The organism is Thermaerobacillus caldiproteolyticus (genome assembly GCF_013761245.1).
Taxonomy (GTDB): Bacteria; Bacillota; Bacilli; order Bacillales; family Anoxybacillaceae; genus Thermaerobacillus; species Thermaerobacillus caldiproteolyticus.
On sequence record NZ_JACDUT010000002.1, the window covers coordinates 303,149 to 320,150 of the forward strand.

General features: G+C 43.0%; 16 protein-coding genes and 2 riboswitches. Of the genes, 9 read left to right on the forward strand and 7 right to left on the reverse strand.

Features of this window, described 5'->3' with window-relative positions; genetic code table 11:
* The first annotated feature begins 55 nt into the window (after positions 1 to 55).
* Both HNR31_RS05040 and HNR31_RS18565 read left to right on the forward strand, forming a co-directional pair.
* Entirely contained in the window at positions 56 to 907 is an 852-nt protein-coding gene (locus HNR31_RS05040) for a GNAT family N-acetyltransferase (RefSeq protein WP_181555170.1), read from the forward strand.
* 67 nt (positions 908 to 974) lie between these two features.
* Entirely contained in the window at positions 975 to 1,430 is a 456-nt protein-coding gene (locus HNR31_RS18565) for a DMT family transporter (protein WP_258561012.1), read from the forward strand.
* Between the two features lie 438 nt (positions 1,431 to 1,868).
* On the opposite strand, the gene HNR31_RS05050 is transcribed toward HNR31_RS18565, so the two are convergent.
* The 5 genes from HNR31_RS05050 to HNR31_RS05070 form a co-directional block, all read right to left on the reverse strand.
* Positions 1,869 to 2,402 carry a 1,2-dihydroxy-3-keto-5-methylthiopentene dioxygenase gene (locus HNR31_RS05050; protein WP_181555171.1) on the reverse strand — a complete coding sequence of 178 codons (534 nt, stop codon included), beginning with the start codon at positions 2,400 to 2,402 and terminating at the stop codon, positions 1,869 to 1,871.
* Between the two features lie 41 nt (positions 2,403 to 2,443).
* The gene (locus HNR31_RS05055; protein ID WP_181555172.1) at positions 2,444 to 3,073 is read right to left on the reverse strand and encodes a methylthioribulose 1-phosphate dehydratase; all 630 of its coding nucleotides are present in this window, start codon (positions 3,071 to 3,073) and stop codon (positions 2,444 to 2,446) included.
* Positions 3,070 to 3,729, reverse strand: a complete 660-nt coding sequence (locus HNR31_RS05060; protein ID WP_181555173.1) for a 2-hydroxy-3-keto-5-methylthiopentenyl-1-phosphate phosphatase — start codon at positions 3,727 to 3,729, stop codon at positions 3,070 to 3,072. Before HNR31_RS05060 ends, HNR31_RS05055 begins: the two co-directional genes overlap by 4 nt.
* Positions 3,726 to 4,967, reverse strand: a complete 1,242-nt coding sequence (mtnW, locus tag HNR31_RS05065; protein WP_181555174.1) for a 2,3-diketo-5-methylthiopentyl-1-phosphate enolase — start codon at positions 4,965 to 4,967, stop codon at positions 3,726 to 3,728. Before mtnW ends, HNR31_RS05060 begins: the two co-directional genes overlap by 4 nt.
* Positions 4,968 to 5,035: 68 nt before the next feature.
* Positions 5,036 to 5,143: riboswitch (SAM riboswitch) on the reverse strand.
* A gap of 84 nt (positions 5,144 to 5,227) precedes the next feature.
* Positions 5,228 to 6,415, reverse strand: a complete 1,188-nt coding sequence (locus tag HNR31_RS05070; protein ID WP_181555175.1) for a pyridoxal phosphate-dependent aminotransferase — start codon at positions 6,413 to 6,415, stop codon at positions 5,228 to 5,230.
* A 96-nt stretch (positions 6,416 to 6,511) separates the two neighbouring features.
* Here HNR31_RS05070 and HNR31_RS05075 point away from each other — a divergent pair, with 96 nt between their 5' ends.
* The 7 genes from HNR31_RS05075 to HNR31_RS05105 all read left to right on the forward strand — a co-directional run bounded on the left by HNR31_RS05075 (position 6,512) and on the right by HNR31_RS05105 (position 14,113).
* Positions 6,512 to 7,327: a carbon-nitrogen family hydrolase gene (locus tag HNR31_RS05075; protein WP_181555176.1), complete on the forward strand. Its 816-nt coding sequence runs from the start codon at positions 6,512 to 6,514 to the stop codon at positions 7,325 to 7,327.
* A gap of 106 nt (positions 7,328 to 7,433) precedes the next feature.
* A riboswitch (SAM riboswitch) is annotated at positions 7,434 to 7,591 on the forward strand.
* 74 nt (positions 7,592 to 7,665) lie between these two features.
* Positions 7,666 to 8,868 carry an S-methyl-5-thioribose kinase gene (mtnK, locus tag HNR31_RS05080; protein ID WP_181555177.1) on the forward strand — a complete coding sequence of 401 codons (1,203 nt, stop codon included), beginning with the start codon at positions 7,666 to 7,668 and terminating at the stop codon, positions 8,866 to 8,868.
* Between the two features lie 17 nt (positions 8,869 to 8,885).
* A complete protein-coding gene (gene mtnA / locus HNR31_RS05085) occupies positions 8,886 to 9,956 on the forward strand; it encodes an S-methyl-5-thioribose-1-phosphate isomerase (protein ID WP_181555178.1) in 1,071 nt (356 codons plus the stop codon).
* Between the two features lie 34 nt (positions 9,957 to 9,990).
* Positions 9,991 to 11,076 (forward strand): sugar ABC transporter substrate-binding protein, encoded by a 1,086-nt coding sequence (locus HNR31_RS05090; protein ID WP_233414574.1) that lies wholly within the window; start codon positions 9,991 to 9,993, stop codon positions 11,074 to 11,076.
* Entirely contained in the window at positions 11,073 to 12,620 is a 1,548-nt protein-coding gene (locus tag HNR31_RS05095; RefSeq protein ID WP_181555180.1) for a sugar ABC transporter ATP-binding protein, read from the forward strand. The genes HNR31_RS05090 and HNR31_RS05095 overlap by 4 nt, the downstream gene beginning before the upstream one ends.
* On the forward strand, positions 12,565 to 13,575 hold the full coding sequence (locus HNR31_RS05100) for an ABC transporter permease (RefSeq protein WP_181555181.1): 1,011 nt from the start codon (positions 12,565 to 12,567) through the stop codon (positions 13,573 to 13,575). Before HNR31_RS05095 ends, HNR31_RS05100 begins: the two co-directional genes overlap by 56 nt.
* An 82-nt stretch (positions 13,576 to 13,657) precedes the next feature.
* The gene (locus HNR31_RS05105; RefSeq protein WP_181555182.1) at positions 13,658 to 14,113 is read left to right on the forward strand and encodes a chemotaxis protein CheX; all 456 of its coding nucleotides are present in this window, start codon (positions 13,658 to 13,660) and stop codon (positions 14,111 to 14,113) included.
* Between the two features lie 122 nt (positions 14,114 to 14,235).
* On the opposite strand, the gene HNR31_RS05110 is transcribed toward HNR31_RS05105, so the two are convergent.
* Both HNR31_RS05110 and HNR31_RS05115 read right to left on the reverse strand, forming a co-directional pair.
* Positions 14,236 to 14,769 carry a methylated-DNA--[protein]-cysteine S-methyltransferase gene (locus tag HNR31_RS05110; RefSeq protein WP_181555183.1) on the reverse strand — a complete coding sequence of 178 codons (534 nt, stop codon included), beginning with the start codon at positions 14,767 to 14,769 and terminating at the stop codon, positions 14,236 to 14,238.
* Positions 14,744 to 16,984 (reverse strand): PAS domain-containing sensor histidine kinase, encoded by a 2,241-nt coding sequence (locus HNR31_RS05115; protein WP_181555184.1) that lies wholly within the window; start codon positions 16,982 to 16,984, stop codon positions 14,744 to 14,746. The genes HNR31_RS05110 and HNR31_RS05115 overlap by 26 nt, the downstream gene beginning before the upstream one ends.
* Positions 16,985 to 17,002: the final 18 nt, after the last annotated feature.

Sequence of the window (17,002 nt, forward strand, 5' to 3'; positions counted from 1 at the left end):
GAGATGGAAACAAGCGGATTGCTTTTCATTAAGACATTTGAAGGAGGGAAGAACGTTGCTGGGAAAAATAGAAAAAATCGATGTAAGCTCCATGCCCTCATTACAGAAACTAGCTGAAAGCGTTGGTTGGAACTTTACTACTGAACGCCTTCATATATATTTGTCACTTGGAACAATGTTTGGCCATCGCCTCCATAACGAATGGATTTCCAGTGCGGCCCTCTTTCAATATGGAACGACTATCGCATCAATTGGCTCCGTTATTGTTCATGCAAATTACCAAGGACAAGGTCTTGGAAGAAGCATTATGAAACGATGTTTATATGAAGTAGAACGCGTCGGCGTTCCTGTCTCGCTTGTCGCTACATCAGCCGGGGTTCCTTTATATCAATCACTTGGATTCCAAACGGTGGAATTCATTCATCGATTCACTCATACTCACTTTGTTTACGAGCCGATTGAATGTAAACAAGTGGAAATCGAACAATTGCGAGAAAAAAAGCATATTACGGAAATCATTCACTTCGATAAAATGGTGTTCGGTGCAAACAGAAGCGAGCTACTTCATCATTTAATGAAAAAGAGAAGCATCGGTTTTATAGCAAGAAATGCCGAAAAATCGATTTGTGGTTTTGGGATCGCCTTTCCCGTTGGTAACTTTCTTCACATCGGACCGTTAATGGCGGATCATACCGATATTGCTCTTCAGCTCATTCAAGCATTTCTCTGTCAATCGGCTATACCTGTGAGAATCGATGTCCCTAGTAGACAAAGCGATTTTATGAGGGCACTATGCCAGCTAGGATTTCAAGAAACATTGGTTTCTCCACTCATGCTTCTTTATGCTCAGCAGCTACCGGGAAAGCGAAATCGATTATTCGGTATCGCTGACCCTGCACTCGGCTGATCACTTTTCCCATGAGATGAAAAAGAGTAGGATTCATGTAGAGAGATGATAGAGTAGGATAAAAAGGATGACAAAGCAGCAGGAAGGAAAGTATTACATTCTATTACTAATCACCAGTTTGTTATGGGACGGGAATTTTGTCGCCGGTAAATTTCTTGTCGGTCATACGACATCGTTCGTTTTGCCGGAAATGCGTTGGTTTGTAGCTGTCTCCTGCCTCATTCCGCTCGTTTGGTGGAAAGAAAAACAGTTGTTGTTTCCAAAACAAGTGCTTTTTCCGCTTATATGGATGGAACTTACCGGTGTTATGTTATTTAATCTCTTGATGTTTAAGGCGCTTGAATATACGTCTGCCGATAATGTCGGGCTTTTGTCCACATTAAATCCCGTTTCAATTGCGGTGGTTTCTTATTTTATCGGCAAGGAAACATTGACGCTAAAGCAAAAAATCGCGATGTTCATTTCGTTTGTCGACGTTATGATCGTCATGGTAATTGACAAACACTCTCTCATTTTCAATTGAATATCGGAGATGTATTTATGCTAGGACCGTTGCGGTATAGGGGCTTTATTCGTTGTTTGCGAAACAAGCAATGCAGTTTGTTTCTGCATTCAAGGCAACGTTATGGCCGGGCATCTTCGGCGCAGCGATACTCGCGCCGTTTCCCGTTTCCACTTTCACCGTTCACGAATCTTCGTTCTCTTTTTGGCTTGCCTTTCTATATTCCAGCGTAGGTGCTACCGTGTTGGCAATGATGTTTTGGAATATCAGATTCAACATATTGGCATTACAAAATCGGGAATGTTCTTATTTTTACATCGATTCTTGCCTATATTACTGCAAGAATCGATGTATCCTTTGCAATTTATCGGAAGTATGATTGTCATTGCTGGGGTCATTCTTTTTACTGCGAAACCATTACATCCCCCCTCTTCCGATTAAGGGGAAGAGGGATGGTTGTTACGCGTTGATTCCTTCTTTTTCGTAAATCGGCACCCATCCTTCTGTTGTGACAAAAATGCGAATCGCGACTACGCGGCGATCTTCTTGCAATGTAAAATAGTGGCGTGTATTTTCTGGAACGGAAATTAAATCGCCAGGATTTAATTCGACATCAAAAAATTTTCCGTCTTTTCCTTGAATCGCAAATACGCCGTGGCCGCTGACGATAAAGCGCACCTCATCATCTGTATGATGATGTTCGCGCTTAAAGTTTTCGAGCAATTGATCTAGGTTCGGTGTATTTTCGGATAAGGAAATAACGTCTTGCGCTTTATAGCCGCGGCGTGCAGAAATATCTGCAATTTCGTCTTTAAATGTCTCTAAAATTTCATTTTTTTCTTCATCCGTAAGTAAATATTTTTCGCGTAAATGTTCTGGGAGTTTGTTGATATCCCATTTTTCGTAAATAACCCCTTGCTCCTCTAAAAATTTGACTACTTCTTCTTCAGTGATAATTCTTTCATTTGTTTCATGAAAACGAATCGTTGCCATCTTCTCTTCCTCCTAAAAATTTTTTTTATAAAAAAGGGATTTTAGGCGAACGCCTTTGCTCCCTTTAGCAACAGTAGCTTGATGTGATAGCTAAATAAAAACTCGCACGCTTCTAAAAACTTTTTTGCTTCAAACGCATTTCGCCCCCATACAGTAATGCCGTGATTACGAATGAGAACCGCACCTGCGTCATCGTTAACATGTTGGGCGAACTCTTTCGCCAGCGTCGGAATATGGGCGTAATTGTTAATAATCGGAATGCGAATAACAGCATCTTCTTCCCAAAGACCGAACGCCTTAATAATTTCTTGTCCGGTAAACACGACTTCCCTGTTGTCACCGTATAATTCGGAAATGACGTTATTATCGATCGTGTGGACATGGAGGCTGCAGCCTGCGTTTGTTTTTTTGTAAATTTCCACATGCAAAAGCGTTTCCGCTGATGGTTTCAAATGCGTTTCTTCCGCTGGATTACCGAGCGCATCCACAAGAAGAAAATCTTCATCAGTTTGCTTTCGTTTATCTTTTCCGCTCGCGGTAACAAGAAAGGTGAGCGGGTCATCGGTTACTTTGATCGATAAGTTACCGCTTGTCGCAAAGAACCAATCGCGGGCTGCTAACTCCGCCTTCACATCAGCAAGCTCCCTCCATTTTTTCACAAGAGAACTCATACTCTCACCTCCATCTTCTCAAGAACATCAATCACATCAAAAAACGTTGTAAATGGTGTATGGGAAATACTAAGTTCATTGCATTTTTCCAGTAAGAAATCGCGAGCAATGACATGATCGGCTAATTTTGCCGCTGCCAAATCGGTAATGGAATCGCCGATGACGATATTGAATGCATCAGGTTTTGATAGCTTCCGTAACAGCGATGGTTTGCAACAGCCACAACCGTTATGACAATGCTCATCACACGAATATGGCCAAACAATTTGAATCGTTTCCCCGCTAAAATCGGAACCGTTGCAGAAAATGAATTCTTTTTCGATAAGCCCGTCAAGAAGCGGATAGACGAAAAAATCGATGCCACCGCTCACGACATACAGAGGAATGCCGTGTTGTTTTGTAAAAGCGACAAATTCACGAAAGCCGTCACGGATACGTGCCGTTTGCAAAATAAAGTCCGTAATCTCTTCCTTCAATCTCGAAGGAAGAAGGGAAAACATTTTTCCGACACCTTCTTGAACGGTCAGGCGCTGTGCTAGTACATCGTCTTTTAGCGTTTCCCATTCTGGCGGGGCAAACTGTTTCATAATCGCGACGATATTGTCGCTATTTGTAATCGTTCCGTCGAAATCGCAAAAAAGGATTGGCTTTTTCATACTGTCACCTCGTGAGCACCCCATAAAGCAATTGCCTTTTGCAGTGCCTCACTATCTTTAGCGGCATCTTGAAGCGGTCTTCCTGCTAACACCGCATCAATGGCTGCGCAGAACGCTTTTCCTCCGCCTTCTGCTCCATCCGGGTGACCATGTACCCCGCCGCCTGCATTAATAACACTGTCGATGCCGAAATCGCGAATTAAAAGCGGTACTAGTCTCGGATGAATCCCCGCTGATGGAACCGGGAACGCTCGTTTCAATTGCTCATCTTCCTTCGTTAACTCAGCAGCAATGCCAAGCGCTTCTCCTCTATCAAGGGCAACGCTTCCATACGGTGATGGGAAAAGCGCAAAATCTGCTCCAGCAAGACGAAGCAATTTCCCAAGCAATAGCGGGCTCTTAATTCCATAAAATTCCGATGGTGTTAGCGCGCCGCTGATTGCCGGATGCGCCATAATTGGAATTGAAATGTCCTCATCTTCACGCAAACCTTGCAATACATCTAATCCATAAGCGAACACGTTAAAAAGAAGCACATCGGCATCTAGCTCCACTGCCCGCTTCGCTTTTTCTTTCAACTCGAACGTTTTCCCTGTTAAATTGACAGCGTACAATATTTTCTTTCCCGTTTTTTCGTATATATCGTTTAACACCGTTTTTCCGGCAGCGATTCGCTTTTCAAACGGAGTTAAGTCATTTTCAAACAAAATTTCGTCATCTTTGACAAGATCAACTCCACCGAGTGCCTGTTGTTTTAACTGTTCCGACAAATAATGCAAATCGCGCCCGATAACGCCTTTAAAAATGCTCATGAGAAGCGGGCGATCATACACGCCAACTTTTTCGCGAATCCCGTCAATTCCAAAGCATGGACCAGGAAACTGCTTTTTCAATTCATCGGAAAATGTCATATCGATTAGCTTCACTTCTCCATCGAGCGATAGCTTGCCAAACACCGTTGTCAATATCGCCGGCAAATCAGCACTGAAATTGACGCTTGGATAAGCAATACGGACAAGCCCTCGCTTCACGCGTTTGCCGAGATACTCATTCACCCGCTCACTTTCTTCTATCTGTGTGACGCTGACGACAACCCCTTTATGTTTTCGTAATTGTTCTTGCTCTAACAGCGGCAAATCGGTCCAAGAACCAACGGTGAGGCCAAGAGCAATCCCTTCTGCTTTTTTCTCTAAATCTTTCTCATCATGAATGAGATATGTGGCAATTACTTGACTCATCATCTGTCCCTCTTTCTAAGCATCAATAAAAAAACCTCTTCATAAGAAGAGGCTAGATGTTCAGACTCTTCTTATCTCTCAGCATATCGCTGCAAGAATTAGCACCGTGCTTAACAACTGTTAAGTCGGTTGCCGGGCTTCATTGGGCTCGTCCCTCCACCTACTCTTGATAAGAATGCTTGAATCATGTATTCACTTTTCGAAATTTTCGCGGTAGTAAATTTAATTTGAATTATGACAGGGATTTTCAACTATGTCAATCATTTTTTTACGGCATGGAAAAGACCAAGCTTGGCAACGCGTTGTGCAGCTTCTTCTAAGCGCTCTTCACTCGTCAATAGACCGACGCGTACATACCCTTCTCCATGTTCCCCAAATCCGATTCCTGGGGCAACAACGACATGAGCTTTTTCAAGCAGGAAATCAGCAAATCGCTCCGATGTCCAGCCGTTCGGTACAGGTAACCACGCAAAAAACGAACCAGCTGGTGCTGTGACATCCCATCCGATTTGTTGAAGCGCCTTTACAAGTGTGTTCCGTCGCGATTCGTATAACGAAACAAGCTCTTTTACGCAATCTTGTGAAGAAAGAAGCGCGGTTGCTGCCGCCTCTTGAATCGCACCAAACAAGCTGACGTATAAATGATCTTGCAACAAGTTAATCGCTTCAATCACACTTTCATTCCCAACGGCAAATCCAACGCGCCAACCAGCCATATTATACGTTTTCGAGAACGTATAAATTTCAATACCGACGTCTTTGGCCCCTTTCGCCTGAAGAAAACTGATCGGTTTTTTCCCGTCAAATCCGATCGCTCCATAAGCAAAATCGTGTACGACGCAAATATCGTGTTTCGCCGCAAACAAAGCCGTTTCCTCAAAAAACTCTTTTGTCGCCACCGCACCGGTCGGATTGTTTGGATAGTTTAAAAACATTAACTTTGCCTTTTCCACTACGTCTTTCGACAGCTCACCGTAATCCGGCAAAAACTTGTTTTGCGCGCGAAGCGGCATCATTGCCATTTCTGCTCGCGCTAAAGCGACACCCGACCAATAATCCGGATACCCCGGATCTGGAACGAGAACGACATCCCCCGGATTTAATAAACATTGTGGAATCTCCACAAGCCCTGCTTTTCCCCCAAATAAAATAGCGACTTCTTTTTCCGGGTCAAGCTTCACCCCATATTCGCGTTCATAAAAGGCAGCGACCGCCTCTTTGAAAAACGAGTAACCGCGAAACGGCGAATATTTATGATAACGCGGATTAGCCACTGCCTTTTGCAGCGCCTCAACAATATGGGACGGCGTCGGTTGGTCAGGATTTCCTTGGCCGAGATTAATGACATCATGCCCTTGTGCAATGACGTTTCCCACTTTGTCAACGAGCGAAGCAAAAAACTGCTTCGGAAGGCTCTGTAATAGTTCTGATTGTACAAAATGTTTCATCGCTTACACCTACTCAAAAATTTCTTGAAATTCTAGTCAAACATCATATATCGTAAAAATCAAAATGTAAAGTTAAAATTTTTGAGGTGAACGATCATGACATTAAAAATCTCTTGTCTCCAGCTTAACATTGCCTTTGGCGATCCAGCTGAAAATCAACAGCGTGTTCAAACCGAAGTAGAAAAGCTCTCTGCCCAACGCCCTGACATCATCGTTCTTCCAGAATTATGGACGACCGGATATGATTTAACGCGCCTTGATGAAATTGCTGATGAAGACGGGGCGCACACAAAAGCGTTCATTAGCGAGCTTGCACGTTTGCATCACATCAACATTGTAGCTGGTTCCATCGCCAAAAAAACAAAAGACGGAATTACGAATACGATGTACATCGCCAATCGAAACGGCGACATCGTAGGCGAATATAGTAAACTTCATCTTTTCCAACTTATGGACGAACACCTTTACTTGCAATCTGGAGAAGCACCGGGATTGTTTACTCTTGAAAACACGTTATGTGCTGGCGTTATTTGTTATGACATTCGCTTTCCGGAATGGATTCGCGTTCATACTGTACAAGGAGCAGAAATATTATTTGTCGTTGCAGAATGGCCTTTACCCCGCCTTCATCATTGGCGCACGCTACTTCAAGCTCGTGCCATCGAAAACCAATGTTACGTTATCGCCTGCAATCGTGCCGGTCACGACCCGAATAATACGTTCGCCGGACATTCTCTCATCGTCGATCCGTGGGGAGAAATACTGGCAGAAGCAAAAGAAGAACCTTGTCCACTCACCGCCGAAATCGACTTGCAAAAAGTCAAACAAGTACGCAAACAAATTCCGATTTTTAGCGATCGTCGTCCAGAGCACTACATTACGAGTGAAAAAAATTTTCCAAAAAAGTATTGACAACATCGCCAATTACGATGTATGATTCGAATCAAACGCAAAACAATCAACAAATTGCAACAATAATGAAAATTTGAACAAAATCGAATATACTTACTGATAAACACTCTTATCAAGAGTTGGCTGAGGGAATTGGCCCAATGAAGCCCAGCAACCGACCGTAATACTATCGTGAGATAGGGCGCATTTAAGCGCCGGAAGTAACTTCCGTAAGGCACGGTGCTAAGTCCAACAGAAAGAGTCATTCTTTCTGAAAGATAAGAGGTGCGAAGAAGTATCTTCAAGCCTCTTTCGATATGCGAAAGAGGCTTTTTATTTTACAAAGGAGGCGTTCATGTATGGCAGTTTCAAAACAATCCGTTTACGAACCTTTAACAGAAAGTGCCGCGATTGCTCTTGCAGTTCGCTTGCGCCTATTCCCAGAAGGGGCACCGTTAGTATGCCGAGAAATCGGCGATGGAAACTTAAATCTTGTTTTCCATATCGTTAACCAACAAACAGGAAAAGGAATTATTATTAAACAAGCATTGCCATATGCAAAAGTAGTCGGCGAAAGCTGGCCTCTTACGTTAAAGCGTGCCGCCATTGAAAGCAACGCATTGCGCACATTTGCCAGCTATGTTCCAGAATACGTTCCGAAAGTGTACTATTCCGACGAATCTCTGGCTATCACCGTCATGGAAGATTTATCCCATTTGCAAATCGCTCGCAAAGGTCTCATTGAAGGAAAAACGTATCCACTTCTTTCGCAACATATCGGTGAATATGTGGCAAAAACATTGTTTTATACGTCTGACTTTGGTATGAATCAACAAGAGAAAAAACAACTTGCCCAAAGCTTTGTCAACCCTGAACTATGCAAAATTACCGAAGACCTTGTCTTTACCGATCCGTTCTTTGACCATGAAACGAACAATTTTGAAGACGAGCTTCGCGAAGATGTAAAAGAGCTTTGGAACAATGATGAACTCCATCTTGAAGTGGCGAAATTAAAGCGAAAGTTTTTAACAGAAGGAGATGCCCTCATTCACGGCGATTTACATACCGGAAGCATTTTCGCCAGCGACGAGGAGACAAAAGTGATTGATCCGGAATTCGCCTTTTACGGTCCTTTCGGTTTCGATCTTGGTCAATTTTTCGCCAATTTACTATTAAATGCGTTGTCCCGCCCAGAACAAGAACAAGAGCCTTTATTCGCCCATGTTGAAAAAACGTGGGAAGTATTTGCAAACGTCTTTTCCGACCTTTGGGAGCAACACAATGTTGAGCCGTACGCAAAAACGCCTAGGTTGTTGCAAGACGTTTTGCACAGCACGTTTGTCGATGCGATTGGATTTGCCGGATGCGAAGTGATTCGCCGTACAATTGGTTTAGCACACGTCGCAGATCTTGACGGCATTGAGGACAAAGAGGAACGCATCCGTGCAAAACGCCACGCCCTTCGTCTTGGACGAAGCCTTATTTTACAGCGCAATTCGCTGAATGATATTCAAGAAATTCGTTCTCTTTTCTTGCAGGCACCATTGGCACCGACTAACTAAACGAAAGGAAGAAACATATGACTGAACGATTCATCATTCCACGTTCGGTTGAATGGAACGATACGCATATCACTATTTTAAATCAACAAAAATTACCTTCAGAGACAGAATATTTGGAATTAAAAGAAATTAGCGATATATGGGATGCAATTGCAACGCTGAAAGTTCGTGGAGCGCCCGCGATCGGTATTACGGCTGCCTACGGGCTCGCCCTCGCCGCTCAACGTTACAAGGCAAGTTCGATAGACGAATTTAAGCAGCAGCTTCAAAAAGACCGCGACTATTTAGCAAGCTCGCGCCCAACGGCCGTTAACTTGTTTTGGGCACTAAATCGCCTTGTATCAAGCATTGAAAACGCTACTTCTGTTAACGAAGCGAAAACAACGCTCATTCACGAGGCAATTCGCATCCAAGTAGAGGATGAAGACGTATGCCGCCGCATCGGGGAGCATGCACTATCTCTCTTTCAAGATGGCGACCGCATCCTAACAATTTGCAATGCCGGTTCCATCGCTACCGCCCGCTACGGTACGGCACTCGCTCCATTTTATCTGGCAAAAGAAAAAGGCATTCACCTTCACGTGTTTGCCTCAGAAACACGCCCTGTTCTGCAAGGAGCGAGACTCACAACATGGGAGCTCATGCAAGCCGGCATTGACGTTACACTCATTACAGATAATATGGCAGCGCAAACGATTCACGCCAAAAACATTACGGCAATCATCGTCGGTGCGGACCGAATTGCCGCAAACGGAGATACCGCCAATAAAATCGGTACATTTGGCCTTGCGTTATTAGCGAAATCATTCGGTATTCCGTTTTACGTTGCTGCACCGTTATCAACGATCGATTTAGCAACTAAAACGGGAAAGGACATTCCGATTGAAGAACGAAATCCAGAGGAAGTCACACATATCGCCGGTACACGCATTGCTCCTGAAGGGGTGAACGTCTACAATCCAGCTTTTGACGTAACCCCTCACGAACTTATTACTGCGATTATTACCGAAAAAGGGATTATTAGCGGCAACTATGAAGCAGCATTACCAGCATTGTTCGAGGGGGGCGAAACAAGTGAAACGATTTAAAATATTTTTTATTGCTGCCTTGTTATTTGGCATCATGCTCAGCGGCTGCACAAACGAACAGGATGCCGTAAGCAGCGAGCCAGCCAAACAACAAGAAACATCCAAAAAAACAGAGACAACAACGACAGCAACAGAACAGGCAGACATTCCTGCCAAACTCAAAAAGCCGATAAAAATCGCGGCCATTATGCAAATGTCTATCGGTACATTTTCTTCCCAGTACATTGCCGGAGTGAAAGAACAAGTGCAAAAATTCGGCGGTGAAGTGCAAATCTACAACGCTGACAATGATTTAACGAAAATGGCTTCATATGTGGAAACGGCAATTACACAAAATGTCGATGCAATTTTGTTAGACCATGGGCGTGCCGATGCGTTGCAAGGCCCGGTGGAAAAAGCAGTCGCTAAAGGAATTCCTGTCGTGGCGTTCGATAACGATTTAAACGTACCAGGCGTCACCGTCATCGACCAAGATGATTACAGCTTAGCATGGAAAACGTTAAAAACATTAGCCGAAGACTTAAATGGAGAAGGACAAATCGTCACTATTTGGGTCGGCGGATTTACCCCAATGGAGCGACGCCACGTCATTTACGATGCGTTCAAAAAACGGTATCCGAACATTAAAGAAGTCGCCAAATTCGGCACAGCAAGCTCTAATACGGCATTAGATACACAAACGCAAATGGAAGCAATTTTAAAAAAATATCCAAATAAAGGCGATATTGATGCCGTCTTTGCGACATGGGATGAATTTGCAAAAGGGGCAACGCGCGCAATTCAACAAGCAGGCCGCAACGAAATTAAAGTGTACGGCATCGACTTAAGCGATGAAGATTTACAAATGATCCAGCAATCAAGTAGCCCATGGGTCGCAACAACTGCGACTGATCCAGCGGAAGTTGGGCGCGTGCAAGTTCGATTTGCTTACCAAAAAATCGCCGGTGAAAAAACGCCAAATATTTATTCCCTTGAGCCACACTTAGTCAAAAAATCTGACTTACCAAACAAACAAATCTCGATGAACGATCTTCATAATTACATTACTGGCTGGGGACAGTCTAATGTCGCCGTCTCTCCTTGGATGAAAACGTTAGAAGAACAGGTGAAAAACAAATGAATGGTCTCTTCATGGAAAATATTTATAAATCATTCGGCGATGTGAACGTATTGAATGGCGTGAATTTCCATGTACAGAAAGGGGAAGTTCACGCCCTTTTAGGAATGAACGGAGCTGGCAAAAGCACATTAATGAAAATTCTCGCTGGCGATCTGTCTCCTAACGAGGGGACTATTACCATTGACGGAATAGAGTATCAATTTTCTTCCCCTTCCGACGCAAAAAAAGCGGGAATCGGGTTAGTCGTTCAGGAAGTCGACACTGCCCTTTTTCCTTCGCTTACCGTGTATGAAAATATTGCCGCTGACGACATCGTTGAGACAAAGCGGCGACCGTTTCTTTCTTGGAAACAACAAAAACAGCGTTCTGAAGAATTATTGCGCCAAGTCGGTTTATCTATTCCGCTAAATAAGCTTATTCATGAATGTACGTTACACGAAAAACAACTCATTTTATTAGCAAAAGTGCTTTCTTCTTCGGCTCGCTACATTATTTTGGACGAGCCGACCGCCCCATTAAGCGAAACAGAAACGAAACGCCTCTTTGACATTATGAAACAATTAAAGTCTCAAGGAGTGTCGTTTATTTATATTTCTCACAAACTAAAAGAAGTAAAAGAGATTTGTGACCGAGTTACAATTTTGCGCGACGGAACGGTCGTCCATCGCGGTGACGTTTCACAGCTTTCCATCGAAGACATGATTCGCCATATGGTCGGGCGCTCTTATGAAACAAGAAAAAAAGAAACGCGTACCTACAGCGATCAAGTCATCTTTGAAGTGAAACACTTACTCATTCCAAAAACAAATACGACTGTTAACTTACAAATTCGCCAAGGAGAAATCGTCGGCATCGCCGGGTTGGTCGGTGCTGGAAAAACCGAATTGGCAGAAAGTTTATTTGCCCATACAAAAACGACGGGCGAATGGTTCATTCGCGGAAAACGGTATACGTTCTCCTCTCCCAAAGAAGCAATTGAAGCCGGCATCTGTTTTATTCCAGAAGAACGGCGAAAACAAGGGCTTTTTATGAGTGAAACCGTCCGTACCAATCTAACTGTACGCTTATTATCATCGCTGACAAAAGGGCAATGGGTGATCAAACGAAAAGAAGCTGAGGTAGCTCAGCAACTAATCGAAACGTTACACATCCGCCCATCTTCCCCTCATGCGCTTGTTAAACAGTTAAGCGGCGGCAATCAACAAAAAGTCGTCATCGGCAAATGGCTGCAAACGAATAGCGATGTATTTATTTTTGATGAGCCCACAAAAGGAATTGACGTCAACGCCAAAGCGGAAGTATTTTCGATCATCCGCTCCCTTGCCGACAAAGGAAAAGCGATTTTATATTTAACAAGCGAATTTCAAGAACTGCTTGACATTGCCGATACGATTTACGTGATGGTCGACGGTCAACTTGTCAAACGCTTTTTAGCCAAAGAGGTAACATACGAACAGCTCATTTACTACAGCAGCGGAGGTGATTTCCATGGAACAACCAGTCCTTTCATCAATAAAGAAGAAACAAACGTTATCTCCTCTTGATTTTTTATACAAACACGGAACATTGCTCGCGATTCTCGTCGTTATCGCCTACTTCGGCATTACGCTTGATCGTTTTTTTACGTACGACAATTTTAGCGATATTTTGCGTTCCATTTCCATCGTGACGCTTGTGGCAATCGGCATTACTTTTTCTCTCATTGTCGATGGATTTGATTTATCAGTCGGCTCTACCGTTAGCCTAGCAACCATCTCCAGCGCAGCAGCACTGGTTTTATACCGCCAAGAAATTTTCGTCACTCTTCTTGTACCGATTTTATTAGGAATTGTCGTTGGTCTCCTTAATTCGTTGCTCATTGTCAAACTCAGGCTGCCCGATTTATTGGCGACATTAGCGACCATGTATGCGATTAACGGCGTGCAGCTAACATATACAAAAGGATTTTCGATTTACAACGATATGCCGCTTCCTGACGGCGGAACCGCACCGGGAAAATTTATTCCTTCCTTTTTATTTATCGGTCAAGGGGAAGTGTTCGGCATCCCTTTTTCCGTTTTGCTCATGCTGTTGATCGTCATCGTATCTCATTTGTTTTTAACATACACAAAACCAGGTCGATTGTTTTATATGACGGGAGAAAATCGTGAGGCGGCTCGGCTTGCCGGGATTCCAGTGAATCGTTATCGAACATATGCCTATGTAATTAGCGGTTTTTTCGCTGCGCTTGGCGGTATTGTCCTTGCTTCCCGTATCGGGACAGGACAAGTGTCTGCAGGGGCTTCGTTTTTAATGGATGGAGTTGCTGCTGCCTATATCGGCTTTTCCGTATTTGGTGCAGGAAAACCGAACGTAATCGGCACGCTGTTCGGCTCCATTTTAATCGGTGTGCTCCTCAATGGACTCACAATGATGAATGTTCCATACTATGCCCAAGACATTGTCAAAGGAGTGATTTTAGTCGGCGCCTTAGCGTTGTCCCATATGCAAAAGAAATAGGAATATTTCCCCATCCGTTCGACCTACAATTTATGGTATGATAGAACTACTAGTGGCCATAGTTGACGAACGGGGGAAAAATATGACAGCAACAACAACAACGATAACTCACATCTTAAACAGTGCAATCGAATCAATTAAAACAGTCATTCCAACGGGGGTCGAAATTCAAAAACCGACATTATACAACACTCATTCGATTCAATCTTCCTTATCCGTTCTCATTGGAATGACGGGACAAATTCAGGGACAGCTAGTTATCGGCGGAACGAGCAACCTTTTCGCACAAATTAGCGAGCTTATGTACGGCATGACGTTAGAGGGCGATATGCTTGAATCGTTTACATGTGAGCTTGGCAATATGATTGCTGGACATTTAGTGACATATGCGTCAAAGCGAGAAATGACGATGGATATCACCCCGCCGACATTACTGATTGGAGAAGCGAGCATGAAAGGGTTTCAAAAAGCAATTCTCGTTCCTGTTACGATCGCGGAAAAAGGAACGCTGCATGTGATTGTTACATTGCACGACTAAGAAAAGCGGAAGCGCCTTGATTTTCTCTCGAAGCCAATGCAGCTATTTGACGCAAGAGAACAAGGCGCTGAAGCTATGCAGCGGTTCAAATTTATTATACTTCTTATCATTGAGCAGAAAAACTAGAAGCGATGATCGCTTCTAGTTTTTTTATTCCCTTCTATCGCCCGATATCGCTCTTCGAGCAACAGCAGCCTTTCCTTCACGTCCGTTCGGTTTCCTGCATATCCAGTTAACGAACGGTCTTTTCCGATGACACGATGGCACGGAACTATAATCGCAAGCTCATTAGCACGATTCGCTTGGCCTACCGCCCTTACTGCTTTCGGACGACCAATTTTTTCAGCAATATCGCTATAGCTTACGGTTGTGCCATATGGAATATCACAAAGCGCTTGCCATACTTGCTCTTGAAAAGGTGTCCCTTTCCATTTAACAGGCAACTGGAACGTTTTTCTTTTTCCATGAAAATATTCATCCAGCTGCCCCAGCGCCTCTTGAAGCAATAAGGAATCGCTTTTGACCATTTCGTATTGGCGACATAGCTTTTTCCATTCATCTTCAAATAGCTCGACATTGACGATCGCTTCTCCGTCTGATATAACGTAAATAAGACCTAGTTCTCTCGATCTATACACATTGTACTCCCGCTTCATCTTCATCCTCTTTCTCGATTCGTTCGATCGGCAATGTAATATGAAATGTAGTTCCGACGCCGACTTGACTTTCCACATCAATTTTCCCTTGATGCTCCTCAATAATTTTATAGCTTACCATCAAACCGAGTCCAGTACCACGTTCTTTTGTCGTATAGAAAGGTTCACCGAGTTTTTTAATCTTGTCTTGTGGAATTCCACAGCCCTGATCCCTAATTGAAATGCAAATTTGATTTCCAGCCGTTTTTTGAATATTAACGTTAATATCCCCGCCTTTTGGCATTACTTCAATAGCATTTTTCAATATATTAATGAACACTTGTTTGAGCTGGTTTGGTTCACAATAAATGAATGGGATATTTTCTTCGAATTCCGCGATAATTTGTACATTATGCATCATGGCTTGAGCGCTAATTAAATCAATGGTGTCTCTCATAATTTTGCAAACATCATTTTGTTGATATTGAATCGCTTGCGGCTTAGCGAGGACAAGGAATTCAGTAATAATGGATTCAATTCGTTTCAGTTCAGACATGATGACATTGAAGTACATGGAGTAGTCTTCCTTAATGCTTCCTTGCAACAACTGAATAAAGCCTTTTAACGCAGTCATCGGATTGCGAATCTCATGAGCAATTCCTGCCGCAAGCTCGCCGACGACGTTGAGAGTATCGGATTTCCGCAGCTGCAATTCCATCTCTTTTCGCTCCGTAATATCTCGAAGTGTCATCATTCCAACACCGGGGATAATTTCTTTTTTCAGTGAAAATTCAATAATTTTTTGCTCCTCTTCCCCGCTTGGAAAGTTCATTTCCGCATATGCCTCTCCTGAACGCTCACATTGGCTGACGAGCTTATAAAAGTTTTTCCGTTCTTTTTCTGGTATAAACTGAATCACCGATTGATAAAGCAGTTGATCTTTCGGTGCCTGAAAAATTTCGCAAGCTATCGGATTGACATCCAAAATTCGATATCCTTCCCCCCATAACAATATACCGTTCATGGCATGGTCAAAAATACTGCGAAACTTTTGCTCGCTCTCCCGTAATTCTTTTTCGATTTTTCTCCGTTCAGTTACGTTCCGGAAAATGGTTAAATGATAACCGTCAATAACACCTTGTTTCATCGTAAACTCAAGTTGCTTATCTTCCCCGTTCGGCATATGGAACGTCAATTCATCACGAATTTCTCCCGTTTTTTGGAACTGTTCAAACACATGGCGTACTTTTTTGTCACTATAGTCGACAAAATCAAGCAAGTTTTTCCGAACAAGCAGATTAAGTGGAAGTTCAAACGTTCGGCTTGCTGCTGGATTCGCATTTAAAATATGACCGTGATTGTTCCAGATGAGAATCGCTTCATGAGCTTGTTCAAAAATCGCACGAAACCGTTCCTCGCTTTTTTGAAGCTTAATTTCCATATTTTTCTTTTCTGTGACATCGCGCATAATCGCCATGTAAAAACCACTGTAGACGTTCGACGTTGTCGTTAGTTCAAACATTTTCACTGTGCCGTCGAAGCGAACTAACGACAGTTCCCCTTTCGCTGTTCCCTTTTCTTTCAATTCAACCAGAAGTTTGACAAAATCATCCGTACACTCTTTCGCGATAAATTGCTGAAACGACAAACTCAATAATTTCGCTTTTTCTAAATTTAAGCTTATGCAAAAAGCAGGGTTTACATCAATAAACCGCCCGAATTCATCAAAAATCACAATCCCATCCACAGCGCGGTTAAATACATCTTTAAAGAGAAACTCATTAATAATCCGCTCTCGCTCTAATGCTTTGCGAGCGGAAATGTCACGCATAATCACTAAATCAAACTCGTTAAAGGCATCCTTTTTCATTGAAAACTCAATGTGCTTGATTTTTCCATTCTTCAACTTCAAAAGCAGCTCATCACTAAATGAGCCGAATTTATGTAACATCGATTGCTGAAATAACAAAATATCAGGAGGGACTAAGTCAAGGAACATATGAAACTGTTTCCCAAGAAGCTCCTCCTTCTCCATTTCAAAGAGCTGACAAGCTGCCTCATTTACTTCAACAAACTCACCATTTTTATTAAAAATCACAATCGCATCCAGTGACCGTTCAAAAATAATGGAGTATCCATTTAATTGTTCTTTTAAACGTCTGTTTTCTTCCTCTAATGATTTTACATTAATCATCAAGTCTTGTTCTTCACGGGGAGAAAGGCTGTTATTCGCCATCTATCTTCCCTCCTTCTC